Below are 18684 nucleotides of genomic sequence, written 5' to 3'. Positions count from 1 at the left end.
GAGCGCTGTGCTATCGTTGCGGCATCATTTCGTTTCGCTCAAGAGAATCCCTGCATGAAGGTGGCCGTCCGGAAGGCAGGGCGCGTGTTTGGCTGCAAGCAGATGTTGCTGGCCGGGATTCTCTGTCTGTTGTCCTCCTTCAGTTGCGCACAGCCCCAGGCGCCACAGAGCATGGCCGACCAACGGGCCAGGGCCGTGACCCAGGTCGTTCTCGGCATTCTCAGTTATGCGCGCTGGCCAGTTGAACCGGCGCAATTGCGCCTGTGCATCGTCGGCCCCACCGAGTACACCGACGACCTGGTCAAGGGCACCACCCAGGCCACGGGCCGCCCGGTCACTGTGCGCCGGTTCCTCGCCAACAACCCGTCCATCGTCAGCGAATGCGACGCGGTGTACATCGGCAAGCTCAGCGGCGACGAACGCAGCCAGCTGTTCGCATCACTGACAGGGCGCCCGGTGCTGAGCATCAGCGAGGCCGACGATCAATGCACCGTCGGCAGCCTGTTCTGCCTGCGGGTCAGCGACGATCAGGTGTCGTTTGAGGTCAATCTCGACTCCGTCGCCCGCAGCGGCGTGCGCATTCATCCAAGCGTGCTGCAACTGTCGCGCCGCAAGCCGGCGGCATCATGAGTCTGTTCAGGCCTGACATTCGTCCAACCTTGCGCTCGGTGCTGGGGCGCGGGCACCTGATCGTCGCACTGGTGGGCGTGTCGATGGCGAGTATTTCCCTGACGCTGCTTGGGGTCCTGGCTTTACGGGTCTATGCCGACCACAACCTGCACCTGATCGCCCGCTCGATCAACTACACCGTTGAGGCCGCAGTGGTGTTCAACGACAAGGCCGCCGCCACCGAAGCCCTGGCGCTGATCGCTTCCACCGAAGAAGTGGCCGATGCCCAGGTGCTGGATGACCGGGGCCACTTGCTGGCCCGCTGGCAGCGTCCAGAAACCGGATTGTTTTCCGAGCTGGAAATCCAGATAGCCAAGACCTTCCTGGAGAAGCCGATCAGCATGCCAATTGTCCATCAGGGGCGTGAAATCGGCAGTATCGAGCTCACCGGCCACGGTGGCAGCCTGCTGCGATTCCTGCTCAGCGGCCTGATGGGCATCATCCTGTGCACCGCGATCAGTGCCTGGATTGCGCTATATCTGGCCCGCCGGCAGCTGCGCGGCATTACCAGGCCGCTGCGCAGCCTGGCCAGCGTGGCGCACGCAGTGCGCAGTGAGCGAGCCTTCGACCGCCGCGTGCCGCCGGCGCAGATTGCCGAGCTCGATAATCTGGGCAACGACTTCAATGCCTTGCTCGACGAGCTCGAGTCCTGGCAGACCCACCTGCAGAGCGAAAACGAAACCCTCGCTCACCAGGCCAATCATGACAGCCTCACCGGCTTGCCCAACCGCGCATTCTTCGAAGGTCGCCTGAAGCGCGCATTGCGCCACGCCAGCAAACTCAATGAGCGAGTGGCAGTGCTGTTTCTCGACAGCGACCGGTTCAAGGAAATCAACGACAGCTACGGCCACGCTGCCGGCGATGCCGTACTGGTCGCCGTGGCTGACCGTGTTCGTGCGCAACTGCGCGAAGAGGACCTGGTGGCGCGCCTGGGTGGCGACGAATTTGCCGTGCTGCTGACGCCGCTGCACAAGACCGCTGACGCCGAGCGTATTGCCGAAAAAATTCTCGCCAGTATGGAAGAGCCAATCCCGATACCCGGCGACAGCCAGGTGTTGACCTCCCTCAGTATCGGCGTAGCCGTGTTCCCCGATCATGGCAATACCCCAGGCACCCTGCTGGATGCCGCCGACGCCGCCATGTATCAAGCCAAGCGCCTCGCCCGGGGCGCGCAACACACGGCGGGGTCGGAGTACCCCGTCGCCAACGTTATTACCAGGAGCTGATGTCCGTGTTCACATTGACCCACCGATCCCTTCGTTTTTTCACCGCTGCGCTGTTCATGGCGCTGCTGGCCCTGACTGGCTGCCAGACAGCACCGCAAAAAGGCCTGACCCCCGCACAGATCGCGGTGCTGAAGCAGCAAGGTTTCGAGTTGACCGACGACGGCTGGGCGTTTGGCCTGTCCGGAAAAGTACTGTTTGGCAGTGACGACGGCAGCCTGAACAGCGCCAGCACCGAGATCGTCCAGCGTATTGGCAAGGCGCTGCAAGGCGTGGGTATCGACCGGCTGCGGGTAGATGGCCACACCGATGCATCGGGCAAGGAGACCTACAACGAACAACTGTCCCTGCGCCGCGCCAGGAGCGTGGCGAAGGTCCTGAGCACCGTCGGCATCAAGGAACAGAACATCCAGCTGCGCGGCCTCGGCAGCAGCGTGCCCGTGGCGAGCAACACCACAACCGCCGGGCGCACCGAGAACCGCCGGGTGTCGATCGTGGTGTCCGCCGATTAATCGGCGAACAGCATCACGCGACTCTCACCCATTAACAGCGCCTGATTCTGCTCGGTCACAGAACGGATGTAATCCCACAACAGGGTAATCCGCTTGAGCTTTCTCAGGTCTTCCCGGCAGTACATCCAGAACTGTCGGGTGATGTTGATTTCCTCAGGCAGCACCGGCAGCAACCGCGGATCCTGGGCCGCCAGGAAACACGGCAGGATCGCCAGCGACCGCCCCTGCTGCGCGGCCACGAACTGCGCGATCACGCTGGTACTGCGCAGATTGGCGCTGGCCCCCGGCACCACGTTCGCCAGGTACAGCAGCTCCGAGCTGAACGCCAGGTCATCTACGTAACTGATGAATGCATGCTTGCCCAGGTCGGTCGGGCGGCGGATCGGTGGGTGTTTGTCGAGGTAGTCCTGGGTGGCGTACAGCTGCAATCGGTAGTCGCAGAGTTTGCAGCAGACATACGGACCGTGTTCCGGGCGCTCCAGGGCGATGACGATGTCCGCCTCGCGCTTGGACAGGCTGATAAAGTGCGGCAGTGGCAGGATATCCACCGAGATCGCCGGGTAAGCGTCGACGAAATGGCTCAGCTGCGGGGTGATGAAAAAGCTGCCGAAGCCTTCCGTGCAGCCCATGCGCACGTGCCCGGATAACGCCACGCCAGACCCCGAGACTTGCTCGCACGCCATGTGCAGCGTGCTCTCGATCGATTCGGCGTACCCCAGCAGGCGCTGGCCTTCGGCGGTCAGGACAAAGCCGCTGGTGCGCGATTTTTCGAACAGCAGGGTGCCCAGCGCCGCTTCTAGCGAGTTGATGCGCCGCGACACCGTGGTGTAGTCCACCGCCAGGCGCTTGGCGGCGGTGCTGGCCTTGCGGGTGCGGGCGACTTCAAGGAAAAACTTGAGGTCATCCCAGTTCAGCGAACCTAGAGATGTGATGTTTTTTTGCATGATGGACCGGCTTTTATGTGCGTTCTTATTAGAAGTTTGCACATCTATACTCCAAAAACCGCCGACAACCAATTCGCGACACTCGCGCCTTGGCTCCCTGATAACAACAAGTCCAGGAGACCCCCCATGAACGCATCGCTCACGCCCAACGACACCACCGTGCAGAAGGTCAAGCTGTTGATCAACGGCGAGTGGGTCGAGTCGCAGTCCACCGAGTGGCACGACATTGTCAACCCGGCGACCCAGCAAGTGCTGGCCAAGGTGCCGTTCGCCACCGCCTCGGAAGTCAACGCTGCCATTGAAGCTGCCCACCGCGCCTTCCAGACCTGGAAGCTGACGCCAATTGGCGCGCGCATGCGCATCATGCTCAAACTTCAGGCGTTGATCCGCGAGCATTCCAAGCGTATTGCCGTGGTGCTCAGCAACGAGCAGGGCAAGACCATTGCTGACGCTGAAGGCGATATTTTCCGTGGCCTGGAAGTGGTCGAGCATGCCTGCTCCATCGGTACTCTGCAGATGGGCGAGTTCGCCGAGAACGTTGCCAGCGGCGTCGATACCTACACCCTGCGCCAGCCGATCGGCGTGTGCGCCGGCATTACCCCATTCAACTTCCCGGCGATGATTCCACTTTGGATGTTCCCAATGGCCATCGCCTGCGGCAACACCTTCGTCCTGAAACCGTCCGAACAGGATCCGCTGTCGACCTTACTGCTGGTTGAACTGGCGCTTGAGGCCGGCGTTCCGCCAGGCGTGCTCAACGTGGTGCACGGCGGCAAGGATGTGGTGGATGCACTCTGCACCCACAAGGACATCAAGGCCGTATCCTTCGTCGGCTCGACCGCCGTGGGCACTCACGTCTACGACCTGGCCGGCAAGCACGGCAAGCGCGTGCAGTCGATGATGGGCGCGAAGAACCACGCCGTGGTACTGCCGGATGCCAACCGCGAACAGGCGCTGAACGCGTTGGTCGGTGCCGGTTTTGGCGCCGCGGGTCAGCGTTGCATGGCGACCTCGGTGGTGGTGCTGGTAGGCGCGGCCAAGCAGTGGCTGCCGGACTTGAAGGCACTGGCGCAGAAACTCAAGGTCAATGCCGGTAGCGAGCCTGGCACCGACGTCGGGCCGGTGATTTCCAAACGGGCCAAGGCGCGCATTCTCGACCTGATCGAAAGCGGCATCAAGGAAGGCGCCAAGCTGGAGCTCGACGGTCGCGACATCAGCGTTGCCGGCTATGAGCAGGGCAACTTCGTCGGTCCGACGCTGTTCTCCGGCGTGACCACCGACATGCAGATCTACACCCAGGAAATCTTCGGCCCGGTGCTGGTGGTGCTCGAGGTCAACACCCTCGATGAAGCCATCGCCCTGGTCAACGCCAACCCGTTCGGCAACGGCACTGGCCTGTTCACCCAAAGCGGTGCGGCGGCGCGTAAATTCCAGAACGAAATCGACGTCGGCCAAGTGGGCATCAACATCCCGATCCCGGTGCCGGTCCCGTTCTTCAGCTTCACCGGTTCGCGCGGTTCGAAACTCGGCGACCTCGGCCCTTATGGCAAGCAAGTGGTGCAGTTCTACACTCAGACCAAGACTGTCACCAGTCGCTGGTTCGATGACGACAGCGTCAATGACGGTGTGAACACCACCATCAACTTGCGCTAAGGAGCCCTCCATGAAAATCGCATTTATCGGTCTGGGCAACATGGGCGCGCCGATGGCGCGCAACCTGATCAAGGCCGGCCATGAGTTGAAACTGGTCGACCTGAACACCACCGTGCTGGCCGAACTGGAGCAATTGGGCGGCAGCATCAGCGCTTCGGCTCGCGAGGCGGCACAAGGTGCGGAGCTGGTGATTACCATGCTGCCGGCCGCGGTGCATGTGCGCAGTGTCTGGCTGGGTGAAGACGGCGTGCTCGCCGGCATTGGACAAGGCGTGCCAGCGGTGGACTGCAGCACCATCGACCCGCAGACCGCGCGGGAGGTGGCGAGCGCCGCCGCCAAACAGGGCGTGACCATGGCCGATGCGCCGGTGTCTGGCGGCACCGGTGGCGCGGCTGCTGGCACCCTGACCTTCATGGTCGGTGCCACTCCCGAGCTGTTCGCCACCCTGCAACCGGTGCTGGCGCAAATGGGCCGCAACATCGTCCATTGCGGCGAAGTGGGCACCGGGCAGATCGCCAAGATCTGCAATAACCTGCTGCTGGGGATTTCCATGGTCGGCGTCAGTGAAGCCATGGCCCTCGGCGATGCCTTGGGCATCGACACGGGCGTGTTGGCCGGGATCATCAACAGTTCCACCGGGCGCTGCTGGAGTTCGGAAATGTACAACCCGTGGCCGGGCATCGTCGAGACCGCTCCGGCTTCGCGCGGTTATACCGGCGGCTTTGGCGCCGAGCTGATGCTCAAGGACCTGGGACTGGCCACCGAAGCGGCCCGTCAGGCGCATCAGCCGGTGGTGCTCGGCGCGGTGGCGCAGCAGTTGTATCAGGCGATGAGCTTGCGCGGAGAGGGTGGCAAAGACTTCTCGGCGATTATCAACAGCTATCGCAAACCTCAGTAACGGGGTTTCCCAGGAAAAGATCGCAGCCCGTAGGAGCTGCCGCAGGCTGCGATCTTTTTGCCTACTCAGGCAAACACAAAATACTTGCGCACCGTCTCAACCACTTCCCACGTCCCCTTCATCCCCGGCTCAACCACAAAAATATCCCCCGCACGCAAATGGATCGGTTCCATACCTTCCGGGGTGATCACGCAGTAGCCTTCCTGGAAATGGCAGTACTCCCACTTCACATATTCCACATACCATTTCCCCGGCGTGCAGATCCATGTGCCCATGATCTTGCTGCCGTCTTCGCTGGTGTAGGCGTTGAGGTTGACGGTGTGCGGGTCGCCTTCGAGCTTTTCCCATTTGCAGGCGTCGAGTACCGGTAGCGGATGGGTGTCGCGAAGAACGGTAATAGGTGCGGTCATGTGAACTCCGGGCAGTGGATGCAAGAACGAAGCTGCACCCTATAGCGCCCGTCCAGCGGCGAGTTGTCTGTGCTCGACATCGGGGTGTCCAGAAACGCGCGGCCGCCTAGAGAGTCTCCAGCGGACAGGCGGCCTGAGACTGTTCGATGCCCCGTTCGAACTCAACCAGCTGCGCGTGTTGCCGCGCCAGTGTAGCCATGCGTTCGCCGATCTCGAGTTTCTTCGCCGCGATGGCCTGATGCGCCAACTCCCACGGCACCTGCGCGCCCTGATAGCCAGCGAAAATCGCCTGCAACTCCTTCAGGCGGAAACCCAGCTGTTGCGCGCATTTGATGAAGACCAGCAGTTCGACGCTCTGCTGGTCATAAACGCGATATGTGCCGTGGCGTTCAGCCGCTGGCAACAGGCCGATCGCCTCGTAGTGGCGGATGCTTTTGATGGTGGTTCCGGAACGCTGTGCAGCCTGGCCGATGTACATCAGTAATTCCCTTTAATGAGTCGAGGGCATTATCGGCACACTCAGCGACTGGCGATAGCCTCCGCTTGCTGCAACCACCGTTCACGCTGCGCGGTATTGGAGTCGAGGATCGGCCCGAAGGTGAGGGTTGCGGCGGGTTTGATGCCACAGAATTGCAGGATGGTCTTGCGCATCTGATGCACGCCAGGCATGTGATAGAACCAGCGGTAGTACCAGGGCGGCGTATCCATGGTGACCAGCAAGTGTGCGCTGCGACCGCGCAGGAGTTTGTCGGGGAAGGCTTTGCCTTTACGGTATTTGAAGGCGAAGCCGGGGAGGAATACACGATCGAAAAAGCCCTTGAGCACAGCCGGAATCCCGCCCCACCAGATCGGGAAGACCAGCGTCAGCTGCTCCGCCCACAGGACGTCCGCCTGGGCTTGCAGCAAGTCCGGCTCCAGGGGCTGCACTTGTTGGTAGCCTTCGCGCAGCACTGGATCGAACATCAGCTGCCCCAGGAACAGTTGGCGCACTTCATGTCCGGCGCGCAGTGCCGACTGGGTGTAGCGCTCGACCAGCGCTGCGCAAAAACTGTTGCTGGAAGGATGGCCGAGAATCACCAGAATCCGTTTGCCCATCGTGGCGGTCCTTGAAGAGGAAAGCCCAAGGGTAAAGTCTGCCCTTCAGGGGAGAGTCAAGGCGTGCAGCAGGGCCTTGGCGTAACCGGGCAGTTGCGCGAAGTCGCGGGCGCACAGCAGCAGTTTGCGCTGGGCCCAGGGATCGGTCAGCGCGATGCTGTTGAACGGCGGTTCGCCCGACCAGCGCTCCACGGCTGCTCGCGGCACGACGGCCAGCCCGGCGCCCCGGGCGACCATGCGCAGGGCTGCGTCGAAGCCATCGGCACGGATGCGGATCTGCAGGCGCGAACCGCTATGCAGCGCCTGTTCTTCCAGGTAAATCGCCAGGGCGCTATTAGCATTCAGGCCGACGTAGGCATGCGCCAGGGTGTCGCGGAAGCTCAAGGAATCGCGGATTGCCAGGGGGTGATCGCGGGGCATGACCAGTACCAAAGGATCGTCGCGAAACGCGCGGGTTTGCAGGTCGGTGCTGTCCACGGCGTCCGAGACGATACCCAGGTCCGCCGCGCCCTGGCGCAACGCGTGGGTGATGCGCGAGCTGGGCAGTTCCTGCAGCTCGATGTCCAAGTTGGGGTGGCTGAGCAGAAAGTCTGCGAGCGGTTCCGGCAGGTACTCGGTCATTGCCGTGGTGTTGCACAACAAGCGCACCTGGCCTTTGACGCCCTTGGCATATTCGGCGAGGTCCTGTTGCAGGCGATCGGCATGTTGCAGCAGCAGTCGGGCGTGTTGCGCCAGTGCCTTGCCGGCGGCAGTGGGGGTGACGCCACGTCGCCCGCGTAGCAGGAAGTCGACGCCCAGGGATGCCTCCATCGCCCGAATCCGCGCACTCGCTGCCGCCAGGGACAAATGGCTGCGGGTAGCGCCGGCGGTGATGTTGCCGCTGTCGAGGATGTTCAGGTAGAGGCGTAGGTCGGTGAGGTCGAAGTGCATGGAGTCTGCCTTGGTGTTTGTGTGGGCATGATGACCTCATCGCGAGCAGGCTCACTCCTACAGGTTTAGGAGCCATGCGCAAAAATTTCGCCGCACGCGGGACTACTGTGGGAGCGGGCTTGCTCGCGAAGGCGGCAGTCCGGACGATTCGAATTGATGCGACTGACGCTTTCGCGAGCAAGCCCGCTCCCACAGTTGACCGCATTCACCTGTAGGAGTGAGCCTGCTCGCGATAGCACCGGCAGCATCAACGAAAAATACAGCCTCAATCACAGCAAGAGGCATCCTCAGTATAAACCAGCTTTCCAAACCACCCGTCCCACTCCACGCTTAAGCCATGAATACTCTCCTGACGTTCTATCAAAATCTCGGCCTGGCCCTGTCGATGATGATCATCGCCACCTTCCTGCTGGCCGGCATGATCAAGGGCATCATCGGCCTGGGCCTGCCCACCATCGCCATGGGTCTGCTCGGCCTGGCTATGGCGCCAGCGCAGGCTGCCGCGCTGTTGATCATTCCCGCAACGTTGACCAACCTCTGGCAACTGGCATTCGGCGGGCATCTGCGCGCGTTGATCAGGCGCCTATGGCCCATGCTCCTGGCGATTTTCATTGGCACAGGCGCGGGCACGCTATGGATCGGCATGACCGGGGGACACTGGGTCGTGCGGGGATTGGGCGCGGCGCTGCTGCTATACGCATTGAGCGGCTTGTTCCTGCCCACCTTGCAGGTCGTCAGCCGTGCCGAGCGCTGGCTCGGCCCGCTGTGCGGCGTTTTGACCGGCGTGATCACCTCGGCCACGGGCGTCTTCGTCATCCCGGCGGTGCCTTACTTGCAAGCGCTGGACCTGGGCAAGGATCAACTGGTGCAGGCACTCGGCCTGTCATTCACCGTTTCGACCCTCGCCCTGGCCGCCGGCCTGTTCTGGCGCGGCGCTCTTGGCGGCGGCGAGCTGAGCGCGTCTTTTCTGGTACTGATTCCGGCGGTGGCCGGCATGCTGCTGGGGCAATGGTTGCGTCAGCGCATTAGTGCCGGCCTGTTCAAGCGCGTGTTTTTTATCGGCCTGGGCGTGCTCGGCGCCCACTTGCTGATCAGCGGTTAGTGGTTGACGGGGTGAGCAGCATTTGAGCGAGGTGTTTGGCCTGTCGGTATAAGGGGCTACTATCGGCGCAACGGCCGAAAAGATCGCAGCCTTCGGCAGCTCCTACAGAGTTCACATTTCCCCTGTAGGAGCTGCCGAAGGCTGCGATCCTGGCGATTCATGCGATAGAGGACACCCGTGAAAGCCAGATCCGATGAACTGCAGATCTTCGTCTGCGTGATTGAATGCGGATCGATTTCCGCCGCCGCCGAGCAGGTCGGACAAACGCCTTCGGCGGTCAGTCGCACCTTGTCGCGGCTGGAGGCCAAGCTGGAAACCACGCTGATCAACCGCACCACCCGGCGCATGGACCTGACCGAGGAGGGCAAGTATTTTTTCGAGCATGCCAAGCGCATCCTCGACCAGATGGACGAGCTCGAAGAACGTCTGACCTCGCGCCAGCAAACGCCTTCCGGGCGCCTGCGGATCAACGCCGCATCGCCTTTCATGCTGCACGCCATTGTGCCGTACATCGACGAGTTCCGCCGGCTCTACCCGGACATCCAGCTGGAACTCAACAGCAACGACCTGATCATCGACCTGCTCGAACAAAGCACCGATATCGCCATCCGCATCGGTACCCTGGCCGACTCGACCCTGCACGCCCGCTCCCTGGGTGGCAGCCCGCTGCATATCCTCGCCAGCCCGGCTTATCTGGAGCAGCACGGTACACCAACGGCCGTGGCGGACCTGAATGAGCACAACCTGCTCGGCTTTACCCAGAACGAAGGCCTCAACCAGTGGCCGTTGCGCTGCGTGCACGGCGACCGCTGGCCGATCCAGGCGAGCATCAACGCCTCCAGCGGCGAGACCATCCGCCACCTGGCGCTGCAGGGGCAGGGTATCGCCTGCCTGTCGCACTTCATGACCATCGAAGACATTCGCGCCGGTCGCCTGCAGGTTCTGCTGGCCGATTTCAACAGCGGGTATCGGCAGCCGATCAACGCGGTGTACTACCGCAACTCGCAACTTGCCTTACGCATCCAGTGCTTCCTGGATTTCATCCAGGGGAAATTGGCTGTGTATGCAAATGCGCAGTTCAACGGCTGATTCGTGACTCCTGCGCAACAGTGATTTGGGCTGCAGTGCCTGTTTCCCAAAGGCAGGGTCCCCAATACTGGACCCATCACTTATCCACGCACGGAGTTACTCCATGAACGTATTCGTCACTGGCGCTGCAGGTTTTATCGGCGGTTCGATCGCCACTGGTCTGATTCGCGCAGGCCACCAGGTTACCGGCCTGGTGCGCAATAAAGAGCAGGCCACTGAACTGAGCGCACTGGGCATCACCCCGGTCATCGGTACCCTTGACGACAGCGCACTGCTGGCCGAGCAGGCCCGTGCTGCCGATGCCGTGATCAACGCCGCCAGCAGCGATCATCGCGGCGCAGTCGAGGCCTTGCTCGACGCGCTGCGCGGCTCCGGCAAAGTGTTCCTGCACACCAGCGGTTCGAGCATCGTCGGCGATGCGTCCGGCGGCAAGTCCAGCGACGTTATCTACTTCGAAGACAGCCTGCCGGAGCCGACCGTCGACAAGGCTGCCCGGGTTGCCATCGATAACCTGATTCTTGCAGCGGCGAAGGACGGCGTGAACTCGGCCGTGATCTGCAACACCCTGATCTACGGCCATAGCCTGGGCGTGAAGCGTGACAGCGTGCAATTGCCGCGCTTGCTCAAACAGGCGCGCAACAGCGGGGTGGTGCGCCATGTCGGCAGCGGCCAGAACATCTGGTCCAACGTGCACATCGAGGACGTGGTAGCCCTGTACCTGCTGACGCTGGCCCGCAACGTACCTGGCACCTTCTACTTCGTCGAGAGCGGCGAAGCGTCGTTCATCGACATGACCACTGCCATGGCCCAGGCCCTGAAATTGGGCGAGCCGCAGGACTGGCCGTTGAAGGACGCCGAAGCGGAGTGGGGTTATGAAATGGCCAACTATGGCCTGGGCTCCAACAGCCGGGTGCGCGGCAAGCATGCGCGGGAATTGCTGGGCTGGGCGCCGAAGCGCACTTCGGTGGTTGAATGGATTCGGGATGAGATGGTGTGAGTTCGCTTTAGACCGCGTTATCGTTCATCGCGGACAGGCTCGCTCCCACAAAAGCATCGCGGGCAAGCCTTGCTCCCACAAAAGCATCGCGGGCAAGCCTTGCTCCCACAAAAGCATCGTGAGCAAGCCTTGCTCCCACAAAAGCATCGCGGGCAAGCCTTGCTCCCACAGGTCAATGTGGTCTGTGGGAGCAAGGCTTGCCCGCGATGGCATTTCTGAATTCCCCAAAGTAGCCTGATCCCCCCCAATTCCGTAACATCCCACCCTCTTTCCCGGCCCCGTCCCCGCGGCCCGTATTTTTGGGTACCCCATGAAACCAAAACGTCTGCGCGCCGACATCCTGGCCGGACTCACCACCTCGTTCGCCCTGCTTCCAGAATGCATCGCCTTCGCGCTGGTCGCTCACCTCAATCCGCTGATGGGGCTTTATGGGGCGTTCATCATCTGCACCCTGACCGCGCTGTTCGGCGGCCGGCCGGGCATGGTGTCGGGGGCGGCGGGTTCGATGGCGGTGGTAATCGTCGCGCTGGTGGTGCAGCACGGTGTGCAGTACCTGCTGGCCACCGTGCTGCTGGGCGGGCTGATCATGCTGGCGTTCGGGCTGCTCAAGCTGGGCAAGCTGGTGCGCATGGTGCCCCACCCGGTGATGCTCGGATTCGTCAACGGCCTGGCGATCATCATCGCCCTGGCGCAGCTTGAACATTTCAAGAGCGGTGATACGTGGCTCAGTGGCGAGCCGCTGTACATCATGATCGGACTGGTCGCCGTGACCATGGCCATCGTCTACCTGCTACCGCGCCTGACCCGCACAGTGCCGCCGGCGCTGGTGGCGATCCTCGGCGTCGGCCTGGCGGTATTTGCGCTGGGCCTGCCGACCCGCACCCTCGGCGACATGGCACACATCGCCGGCGGTTTGCCGGCGTTCGCCTTGCCCGACATCCCGTGGAATCTGCAAACCCTGCAGATCATCGCCCCCTACGCGATCCTGATGGCGCTGGTCGGCCTGCTGGAAACCTTGCTTACCCTGAATCTCACCGATGAAATCACCGAGAGCCGTGGTTATCCGGATCGCGAATGCGTGGCGCTGGGGGCGGCCAACATGGTCTCCGGGGTGTTCGGCGGCATGGGCGGCTGCGCGATGATTGGCCAGACCGTGATCAACCTCAGCTCCGGTGGCCGTGGTCGGCTGTCCGGCGTGGTGGCGGGCGTGATGATCCTGCTGTTCGTGCTGTTGCTCTCGCCGCTGATCGAGCGCATCCCGCTGGCGGCGCTGGTCGGGGTGATGTTCGTGGTGTCACAGCAGACATTCGCCTGGGCTTCGCTGCGGGTTCTGAACAAGGTGCCGCTGAACGATGTGCTGGTGATCGTCGCGGTGACTGTGATTACCGTGTTCACCGACCTGGCGACGGCTGTGCTCTGCGGCATCATCATCGCGGCGCTGAACTTCGCCTGGCAGCAGGCTCGCGAGCTCTACGCCGATGCGCATATCGAAGCCGACGGCAGCAAGCTGTATCACCTGCACGGCACGCTGTTCTTCGCCTCGACCACGCCGTTTCTCAACCAGTTCGATCCGGCCAACGACCCCGCTCACGTGACCATCGACTGCCGTCATCTGAGCTTCGTCGACTACTCGGCCATTGCCGCGTTGATTACCCTGCGCGAGCGCTACGCCAAGGCCGGCAAGCACCTGCGCGTGCTGCACCTGTCCGAACGCTGCAAGAAGCTGCTCAAGCGCGCCCGGGTCAATCACGAGTGATCGCTGATGTTACCGATGTTGCCAGGAGTGGGAGCGGTGTACATTTGATGAGTAAGGGCGGCTCCGCTGGGAGACTGACATGCAGTACGACACGCTGATTCGCAACGCCCTGATCATCGATGGCAGTAACAACGGGATTTTGAGCTACAGCGAAAGCCAGGCGAATGGCAGATACGCAGGGCGTTTTCTGGCGCGGGGAGGCAATCTGCGAGTGGGCTTTCAATGGCACCAAAAGACCCCAGACTTACGCAGCGTCTGTAGGAGCTGCGGCACGCTGCGATCTTTTGATCCGCTACTTGCCGGTGACCGTCACTCCGGTGGCTCGAACCGATCCAACACTCGATTCACCGTCAGCTCACTCAGCATGATGACCTGCGTAATGCCCAACAGCGCATTGCGCGACGAGCCCTCCAGGTGATCCACCAAGTCCGAGGCCATGACACTGGCCGATGCAAGGGACTCGCAGGCATAAGCCAGCAGGGTTTCGGTATCGAACTCTGGATTGACTGTGAAGAGGCTGCAGAGTTTGCGCGGGGTGGCTTTGATGTCGGCGATGGAGGGTGGGTTTTCGGCCGACTTGTGAGGATTATTCGAAGTGGGGTTTTCACGTGATAGCTGCGGATCCACGTCTGGCGGATTGGGTGTGACCTTGAACATGGGGACTTTCTCCAGTAGGGCCGCTACCAGCTCGCTACTAAACGAAAGGGTGGCAGCTGTGCGCAAGTTAGTAGACCGGTAAGCCATCCCAAAACCCGGCGCGCCCGAGGGCGCCATGCGCACAGCTACCATTAAGTGCAGGCGAAAACCTGACTGAATGAAGCCGGTGCAACCGAAGATGACTAGTCGGGCTACTAAACCCGATCACTGATAGGCAGTGACGCGAACCAAGTTACCGACCCGCCCCAAGGCGCACAAGCCGGCGGATTCTGGCGTAGCTGTAGGCATCCGCGCAAGGCGCTGTAGCTTTACAGGAAGTGAAGTTGCCGACGATTAAACACGCATGCAGCACGTTGACGTCCAACGTACCCAACGCTCAACCCAGCGGACACGCTCACCTGTAGGAGTGAGCCTGCTCGCGATGCGGTCACAACTGCCTGCGCAATTAACAGGGGCTTATCACCACCGCGCTCCGGTAATTTGAAAAGTCCTACATGGCACCATCGAAAAGTCCTACTTCAAGTTTCTACGACGCAGTCAGTAAATGCTCTTTGGAGAGGCTTTTTTCAGCCATTACCCGGCTCTCGATGAACCTGCCGAAACTCCCCGGGCGTTATCCCCCGACGGCTCTTGAACGTCCGATGAAACGAGCGCGCCTCGGTAAACCCCAGGTACAGGGCGATGTCCTGAATCGGCAGGGTGCTGTTGAGCAGATAATGCTCGGCCAACTCCTGTCGCAGGTCATCGAGAATCTGCTGGTATGAAGTCCCCGTCTGCTGCAGCTGGCGTTGCAGCGTGCGCACCGACACAGCCAACTGATCGGCCACCTGCTCCTTGCGCGGTAAGCCCTCCTTAAGCAACTGGCGCAAAATGCCCTTGACCCGCTGCTCCAGCGACGCGTCCTCGAGCGTGGCCATCAGGCCGAGCGCATGTTCTTCCAGGGTCCGCAGCAATTGTGCATCGGCCTGGCGCAACGGTAATTGCAGATACGCCAACGGCACAATGAGCGCCGAGTAAGGCTGGTCGAATAACACCGGACAGTCGAAAAACTTCTCGTACTGCGCCAAAGTCGTTTCGATCGGCCGTGAGTGTTCCAGCCACACGGCAGCCGGCGATACTTGAGTGTCGGCAATCCAGCGTGCGTACTGCAGCCAGGAACCCAGCACGTTTTCCACCAGGTGCCGGCGAATGCGCGGGCGTTGGTGGCGGCAGGTCCAGATCAGGTGCACGTGCGCGTCCAGCACCTCGGCGCGGCTGACGCCCATGTCCCCGACCAGCTTCTCGAACGGCATGATGCGGCTCATGGCATCGCCCAGAGTCGCGCAGTTCATGGTGATGTAGCCCAACACGCTCCAGGAGTTGGGCAACACGAAACGCGCCGAGTTGAGGCCGAACAACGGGTCGCCCGAGTGTTCACAGAAGTAGTCGAGCAGCTTTTCATGCACCTCGCCCGGCAACCGCAAGCTGTTGTCGCTCAACTCTTGCGCCTGTAACCCGGCAGCCACCAGCGCGGGTTCTGTGGCGATGCCCAATTGCTCGGCATAACGCAGGTATTTGAGCAGCGGCGGAACGGATGTGAAGCCGAGGGATTGCATGCTCATGTTCCTTGATCAAGGCCCGCTTGCGCGGATCACTGCCTTGAAAGGTAGTGGGAAAGCACAGGTGAAGTAAATGGCCGTCAGGCCGCCTTCGCAAGCAAGTCGAATCGTCACACCGCCGCTCCCACAGGTTTTGTGTTGTTCATTGAACTTGTGAACGATACATAACCTGTGGGAGCGAGCTTGCCCGCGAATCGATTTTTCAGTCACCGCAACCGCGTGATCAAACGCGGAAGTGGCTGACCATCATCTGCAACTGCCCACCCAACCGCGCCAGTTCAACACTCGATTTGGCCGTCTCGTCACTGGCTGCAGCAGTCTGCTCTGACACGTCGCGCACATTGATAATGCTGCGGCTGATTTCCTCGGCCACCGCGCTTTGCTGTTCGGCAGCAGCGGCGATCTGCTGGTTCATCGACTGGATATTTGACACCGTGCGGGTGATGTTTTCCAGGGACAGGCCGGCCTTGCGGGTCAAGGCGACGCTGCTGTCGGTGAGGGTGCGGCTGTTGTTCATCACCGTCGCCACCTGCTGGGTGCCGTTCTGTAGGCCGGCCACCAGGCCTTCGATTTCCTCGGTGGACTTCTGCGTGCGCTGGGCCAGCCCGCGCACTTCGTCGGCTACCACGGCAAAACCACGACCGGCTTCACCGGCGCGGGCCGCTTCGATGGCGGCGTTGAGGGCGAGCAAGTTGGTCTGCTCGGCAACGGCCTTGATCACGTCCATGACGCTACCGATCTTGTCGCTTTCCTGTTGCAACACGCTCATGGCTTGGGTGGAACGCGCGACTTCGCTGGCCAGGCGCTCAATCTGCGCGATCGCTTCGTTGACCACCTTGTCGCCTTCGCGAGCTTCGCCGTCTGCCGCAGCAGCGGCTTGCGAGGCTTGTTCGGCATTACGCGCGACTTCCTGCACCGTCGCCGTCATCTCGTGCATGGCGGTGGCGACCTGATCGGTCTCGACTTTCTGGCTGTTGACGCCAGCGCTGGTTTGTTCGGTCACGGCAGACAACTCTTCAGCGGCGCTGGCAATCTGCGCGACGCCGTCGCGGATGCCGCTGATCAGGTCGCGCAGGGTCACACCCATGCGCGCGATGCCTTGTTGCAACACGCCCAGTTCGTCACGCCGCGTGACCTTGACGTCCTGGGACAGGTCGCCACTGGCGATACGCTCGACCACTGCCAGGGTTTCGCGCAGCGGGCCGGTGATCTGGCGGGTGATGAGCACGGCGGCAATGATGCCCACCAGCAATGCAAGCAGGGTGCTGATCAGTTGCAAGGTACGCGCCTGGGCGCTTTCGGCGTCGCGGCGGTCGAGCTGGATCTGATACAGCTGGTCGCTCAGGGCCACGATGGCGGCGCCTTGATCGGTCATTTCCTTGCGCGCCTGAACCGCTTCATTGCTGGCGTTCTTGTACGCCTGCAAAGCGTTGCGGTAGTTGCCCAGCGCGGATTCCAGCTGGCGCAATGAATCGAGCTGAGTGTCGGCAAAATGTACGTTCAACGATTTGAGGCTGGCAATCGCGGCGTCCAGCTGGGCAACGGCTTTCTGCTCGGTCTCGGCATTGGTGGTGGCGGTGTAGCCGCGCACTTCATAGCGCGCGAGCAGGAACGCTTCCTTGGCGGCGGTGATGGCCTGGAATTGTTCGAAGCGCTGATCGCTGAGCGGCATTTGCTGCACGTGGGTATAGATGGAGTTGATCAGCGAGTTGGCCGTGTCGGCGTTGACACCCATGGCGTCACGGGCGCTATTGCCGCTGCGGTAGGCGCTGCGCATTTTGTTCAGAGAGGCTTTGTAGGCGTCGATCTCGGCGCCTTGCTCGCGCAGCAGCTTGAGATTGTCCGGGCTCTTGAATTTCGCCAGCAGCGCTTGTTGTTGGGCAGAAAATGCATCAAGGGTGGTTTGTACATTCTGCGCGGCGGTTTCGTCACCGTTGGTCAGCATGTACTGCAGGCGCACCACGCGTAGTTTGGTCAGGCCGGCGTTGAGCTGAGTGATGTCACTCATCCAGTTGCTGCGGTCAATCAACCCGCCCAGGCTGGTCCAGCCGGTCAGGGCGAGGACGCAGGTCAGTGCCAGGACCAGACCAAATCCCAGGCCCAGTTTCAGGTTTACGCTGATGTTGCCGAACCAGCTATTCATCACAATTCCTCCAGGAACGTTGTGCTTCTTGATCGTCAGTTGGCTGGAAGATTGTTGTTTTTGAGAGCCAGCAAGAATGGGTAGCAGGTGGTTATCGGCCGGTATTCTGTTAACTGAAGATCAAAACCCTGTGGGAGCAAAGCTTGCTCGCGATGGCGATGCGTCATTCAACATTGTCGTGGATTGACACGGCGCCATCGCGAGCAAGCTTTGCTCCCACAGGTGGGCGGTTCCAAGACTTTTTTCACAACCGTTTCACTCCCTGCCAACGCACCACTCTCTACCCTCGCCGCATCAAATGATGGCGATGCATGCCGGCGAGGCGGCTAGACGTGGAACTAAGACTGAATCTGTTCGGGATAAAACGCTCGATTGACCTGGGCTGGCTGGCCCGCAATCGAAATACCGTCGTGGTTCTGGCTTCGGCCCTGCTGGTCATCCCGTTGACCCTCTGGCTGTTGGCGCCGGCCGCCGTGCCAGACCTGGCCCATGGCAATGCCGCTGGCGGCCGGGCCTTGCTCGACGGTTGGGCCAAGGGCGACATGATCGTGCTGGTGCGCCACGTCGAGCGCTGCGATCACTCCAGCGCCGCTTGCCTGAGCGGCGACGACGGCATCACCGCACGCTCGCGCAGTGTCGCAGTGGGCGTCGGTGCGCAGTTCGAGCAGCTGGGTCTGGACAAGGCCGATGTCTACAACAGCCCGATGCTGCGCACTGCGCAGACGGCCGGGTATATGTTCAACAAAGTCGGCACCGGTGAAGAGTGGTTGATCAATTGCCGGGGCACCATGCTCAAGGATGCGTTGATGCACAAAGTACCCGGTCGCAATCTGATTCTGGTCACCCACAGCGAGTGCATGGCGCAACTGGAAAAGGACCTCAAGCTGCCCGTCTCGACGCTCGGCTACGGCGCGTCGCTGTTTATCTCTGCCGCAGCCTTTACTGTCCCACGCATGTTGGGCTTCGTTGAAGCTTCCGACTGGCGTTCGGTGACTACCCAATGAGCAA

The 18684-nt window shown here is 61.5% G+C and carries 18 protein-coding genes and 1 pseudogene; 10 read left to right on the top strand and 9 right to left on the bottom strand.

Features of this window, described 5'->3' with window-relative positions; translation table 11 throughout:
* The first annotated feature begins 54 nt into the window (after positions 1 to 54).
* Genes ACYZTK_RS11955 through ACYZTK_RS11945 form a run of 3 tightly spaced genes read left to right on the top strand, consistent with a single transcriptional unit; the run spans position 55 to position 2404 of the window.
* A complete protein-coding gene (locus tag ACYZTK_RS11955) occupies positions 55 to 630 on the top strand; it encodes a YfiR family protein (protein ID WP_462014619.1) in 576 nt (191 codons plus the stop codon).
* Positions 627 to 1895 carry a diguanylate cyclase domain-containing protein gene (locus ACYZTK_RS11950; RefSeq protein WP_462014618.1) on the top strand — a complete coding sequence of 423 codons (1269 nt, stop codon included), beginning with the start codon at positions 627 to 629 and terminating at the stop codon, positions 1893 to 1895. The genes ACYZTK_RS11955 and ACYZTK_RS11950 overlap by 4 nt, the downstream gene beginning before the upstream one ends.
* On the top strand, positions 1895 to 2404 hold the full coding sequence (locus ACYZTK_RS11945) for an OmpA family protein (RefSeq protein WP_462014617.1): 510 nt from the start codon (positions 1895 to 1897) through the stop codon (positions 2402 to 2404). The genes ACYZTK_RS11950 and ACYZTK_RS11945 overlap by 1 nt, the downstream gene beginning before the upstream one ends.
* On the opposite strand, the gene ACYZTK_RS11940 is transcribed toward ACYZTK_RS11945, so the two are convergent.
* A complete protein-coding gene (locus ACYZTK_RS11940) occupies positions 2401 to 3348 on the bottom strand; it encodes a LysR family transcriptional regulator (RefSeq protein WP_462014616.1) in 948 nt (315 codons plus the stop codon). The genes ACYZTK_RS11945 and ACYZTK_RS11940 overlap by 4 nt on opposite strands.
* Positions 3349 to 3474: 126 nt before the next feature.
* Here ACYZTK_RS11940 and ACYZTK_RS11935 point away from each other — a divergent pair, with 126 nt between their 5' ends.
* Both ACYZTK_RS11935 and mmsB read left to right on the top strand, forming a co-directional pair.
* Entirely contained in the window at positions 3475 to 5001 is a 1527-nt protein-coding gene (locus tag ACYZTK_RS11935) for a CoA-acylating methylmalonate-semialdehyde dehydrogenase (protein WP_462014615.1), read from the top strand.
* A gap of 10 nt (positions 5002 to 5011) precedes the next feature.
* Positions 5012 to 5899 carry a 3-hydroxyisobutyrate dehydrogenase gene (gene mmsB / locus ACYZTK_RS11930; protein ID WP_462014614.1) on the top strand — a complete coding sequence of 296 codons (888 nt, stop codon included), beginning with the start codon at positions 5012 to 5014 and terminating at the stop codon, positions 5897 to 5899.
* A 65-nt stretch (positions 5900 to 5964) separates the two neighbouring features.
* Here the strand turns inward: mmsB and ACYZTK_RS11925 are convergent, their stop codons facing one another.
* From ACYZTK_RS11925 to ACYZTK_RS11910, 4 genes are all read right to left on the bottom strand, one after another.
* Entirely contained in the window at positions 5965 to 6309 is a 345-nt protein-coding gene (locus ACYZTK_RS11925) for a cupin domain-containing protein (protein WP_462014613.1), read from the bottom strand.
* 106 nt (positions 6310 to 6415) lie between these two features.
* Positions 6416 to 6787 (bottom strand): MerR family transcriptional regulator, encoded by a 372-nt coding sequence (locus tag ACYZTK_RS11920; protein ID WP_462014612.1) that lies wholly within the window; start codon positions 6785 to 6787, stop codon positions 6416 to 6418.
* Positions 6788 to 6828: 41 nt separating this feature from the next.
* Complete coding sequence (locus ACYZTK_RS11915) at positions 6829 to 7404, bottom strand: NAD(P)H-dependent oxidoreductase (protein ID WP_462014611.1); 576 nt, start codon at positions 7402 to 7404, stop codon at positions 6829 to 6831.
* A 45-nt stretch (positions 7405 to 7449) separates the two neighbouring features.
* Positions 7450 to 8334: a LysR substrate-binding domain-containing protein gene (locus ACYZTK_RS11910; protein WP_462014610.1), complete on the bottom strand. Its 885-nt coding sequence runs from the start codon at positions 8332 to 8334 to the stop codon at positions 7450 to 7452.
* Between the two features lie 337 nt (positions 8335 to 8671).
* Between ACYZTK_RS11910 and ACYZTK_RS11905 the strand changes: the two genes are divergently transcribed.
* The 4 genes from ACYZTK_RS11905 to ACYZTK_RS11890 all read left to right on the top strand — a co-directional run bounded on the left by ACYZTK_RS11905 (position 8672) and on the right by ACYZTK_RS11890 (position 13278).
* Positions 8672 to 9436: a sulfite exporter TauE/SafE family protein gene (locus ACYZTK_RS11905; RefSeq protein WP_462014609.1), complete on the top strand. Its 765-nt coding sequence runs from the start codon at positions 8672 to 8674 to the stop codon at positions 9434 to 9436.
* A 177-nt stretch (positions 9437 to 9613) separates the two neighbouring features.
* A complete protein-coding gene (locus tag ACYZTK_RS11900; protein ID WP_462014608.1) occupies positions 9614 to 10525 on the top strand; it encodes a LysR substrate-binding domain-containing protein in 912 nt (303 codons plus the stop codon).
* 103 nt (positions 10526 to 10628) lie between these two features.
* Positions 10629 to 11522, top strand: a complete 894-nt coding sequence (locus tag ACYZTK_RS11895; RefSeq protein WP_462014607.1) for an NAD-dependent epimerase/dehydratase family protein — start codon at positions 10629 to 10631, stop codon at positions 11520 to 11522.
* A gap of 310 nt (positions 11523 to 11832) precedes the next feature.
* On the top strand, positions 11833 to 13278 hold the full coding sequence (locus ACYZTK_RS11890; RefSeq protein WP_462014606.1) for a SulP family inorganic anion transporter: 1446 nt from the start codon (positions 11833 to 11835) through the stop codon (positions 13276 to 13278).
* Positions 13279 to 13587: 309 nt separating this feature from the next.
* Here ACYZTK_RS11890 and ACYZTK_RS11885 read toward each other — a convergent pair whose 3' ends face one another.
* The 4 genes and pseudogenes from ACYZTK_RS11885 to ACYZTK_RS11870 all read right to left on the bottom strand — a co-directional run.
* Positions 13588 to 13935: a DUF6124 family protein gene (locus tag ACYZTK_RS11885; protein ID WP_462014605.1), complete on the bottom strand. Its 348-nt coding sequence runs from the start codon at positions 13933 to 13935 to the stop codon at positions 13588 to 13590.
* Positions 13936 to 14501: 566 nt separating this feature from the next.
* Complete coding sequence (gene gliR / locus ACYZTK_RS11880; RefSeq protein WP_462014604.1) at positions 14502 to 15530, bottom strand: AraC family transcriptional regulator GliR; 1029 nt, start codon at positions 15528 to 15530, stop codon at positions 14502 to 14504.
* 226 nt (positions 15531 to 15756) lie between these two features.
* A complete protein-coding gene (locus ACYZTK_RS11875; protein ID WP_462014896.1) occupies positions 15757 to 16461 on the bottom strand; it encodes a methyl-accepting chemotaxis protein in 705 nt (234 codons plus the stop codon).
* A 201-nt stretch (positions 16462 to 16662) separates the two neighbouring features.
* Positions 16663 to 17541: pseudogene (locus ACYZTK_RS11870) on the bottom strand (methyl-accepting chemotaxis protein); the annotation flags it as partial.
* A gap of 467 nt (positions 17542 to 18008) precedes the next feature.
* On the opposite strand from ACYZTK_RS11870, the gene pmrG reads away from it, so the two are divergent.
* Positions 18009 to 18680 carry a lipopolysaccharide core heptose(II)-phosphate phosphatase PmrG gene (gene pmrG / locus ACYZTK_RS11865; protein ID WP_462014603.1) on the top strand — a complete coding sequence of 224 codons (672 nt, stop codon included), beginning with the start codon at positions 18009 to 18011 and terminating at the stop codon, positions 18678 to 18680.
* The last annotated feature ends 4 nt before the right edge of the window (positions 18681 to 18684 follow it).

The organism is Pseudomonas sp. LB3P31 (assembly GCF_054897945.1).
This window is presented reverse-complemented; position numbering and strand designations above follow the sequence as displayed.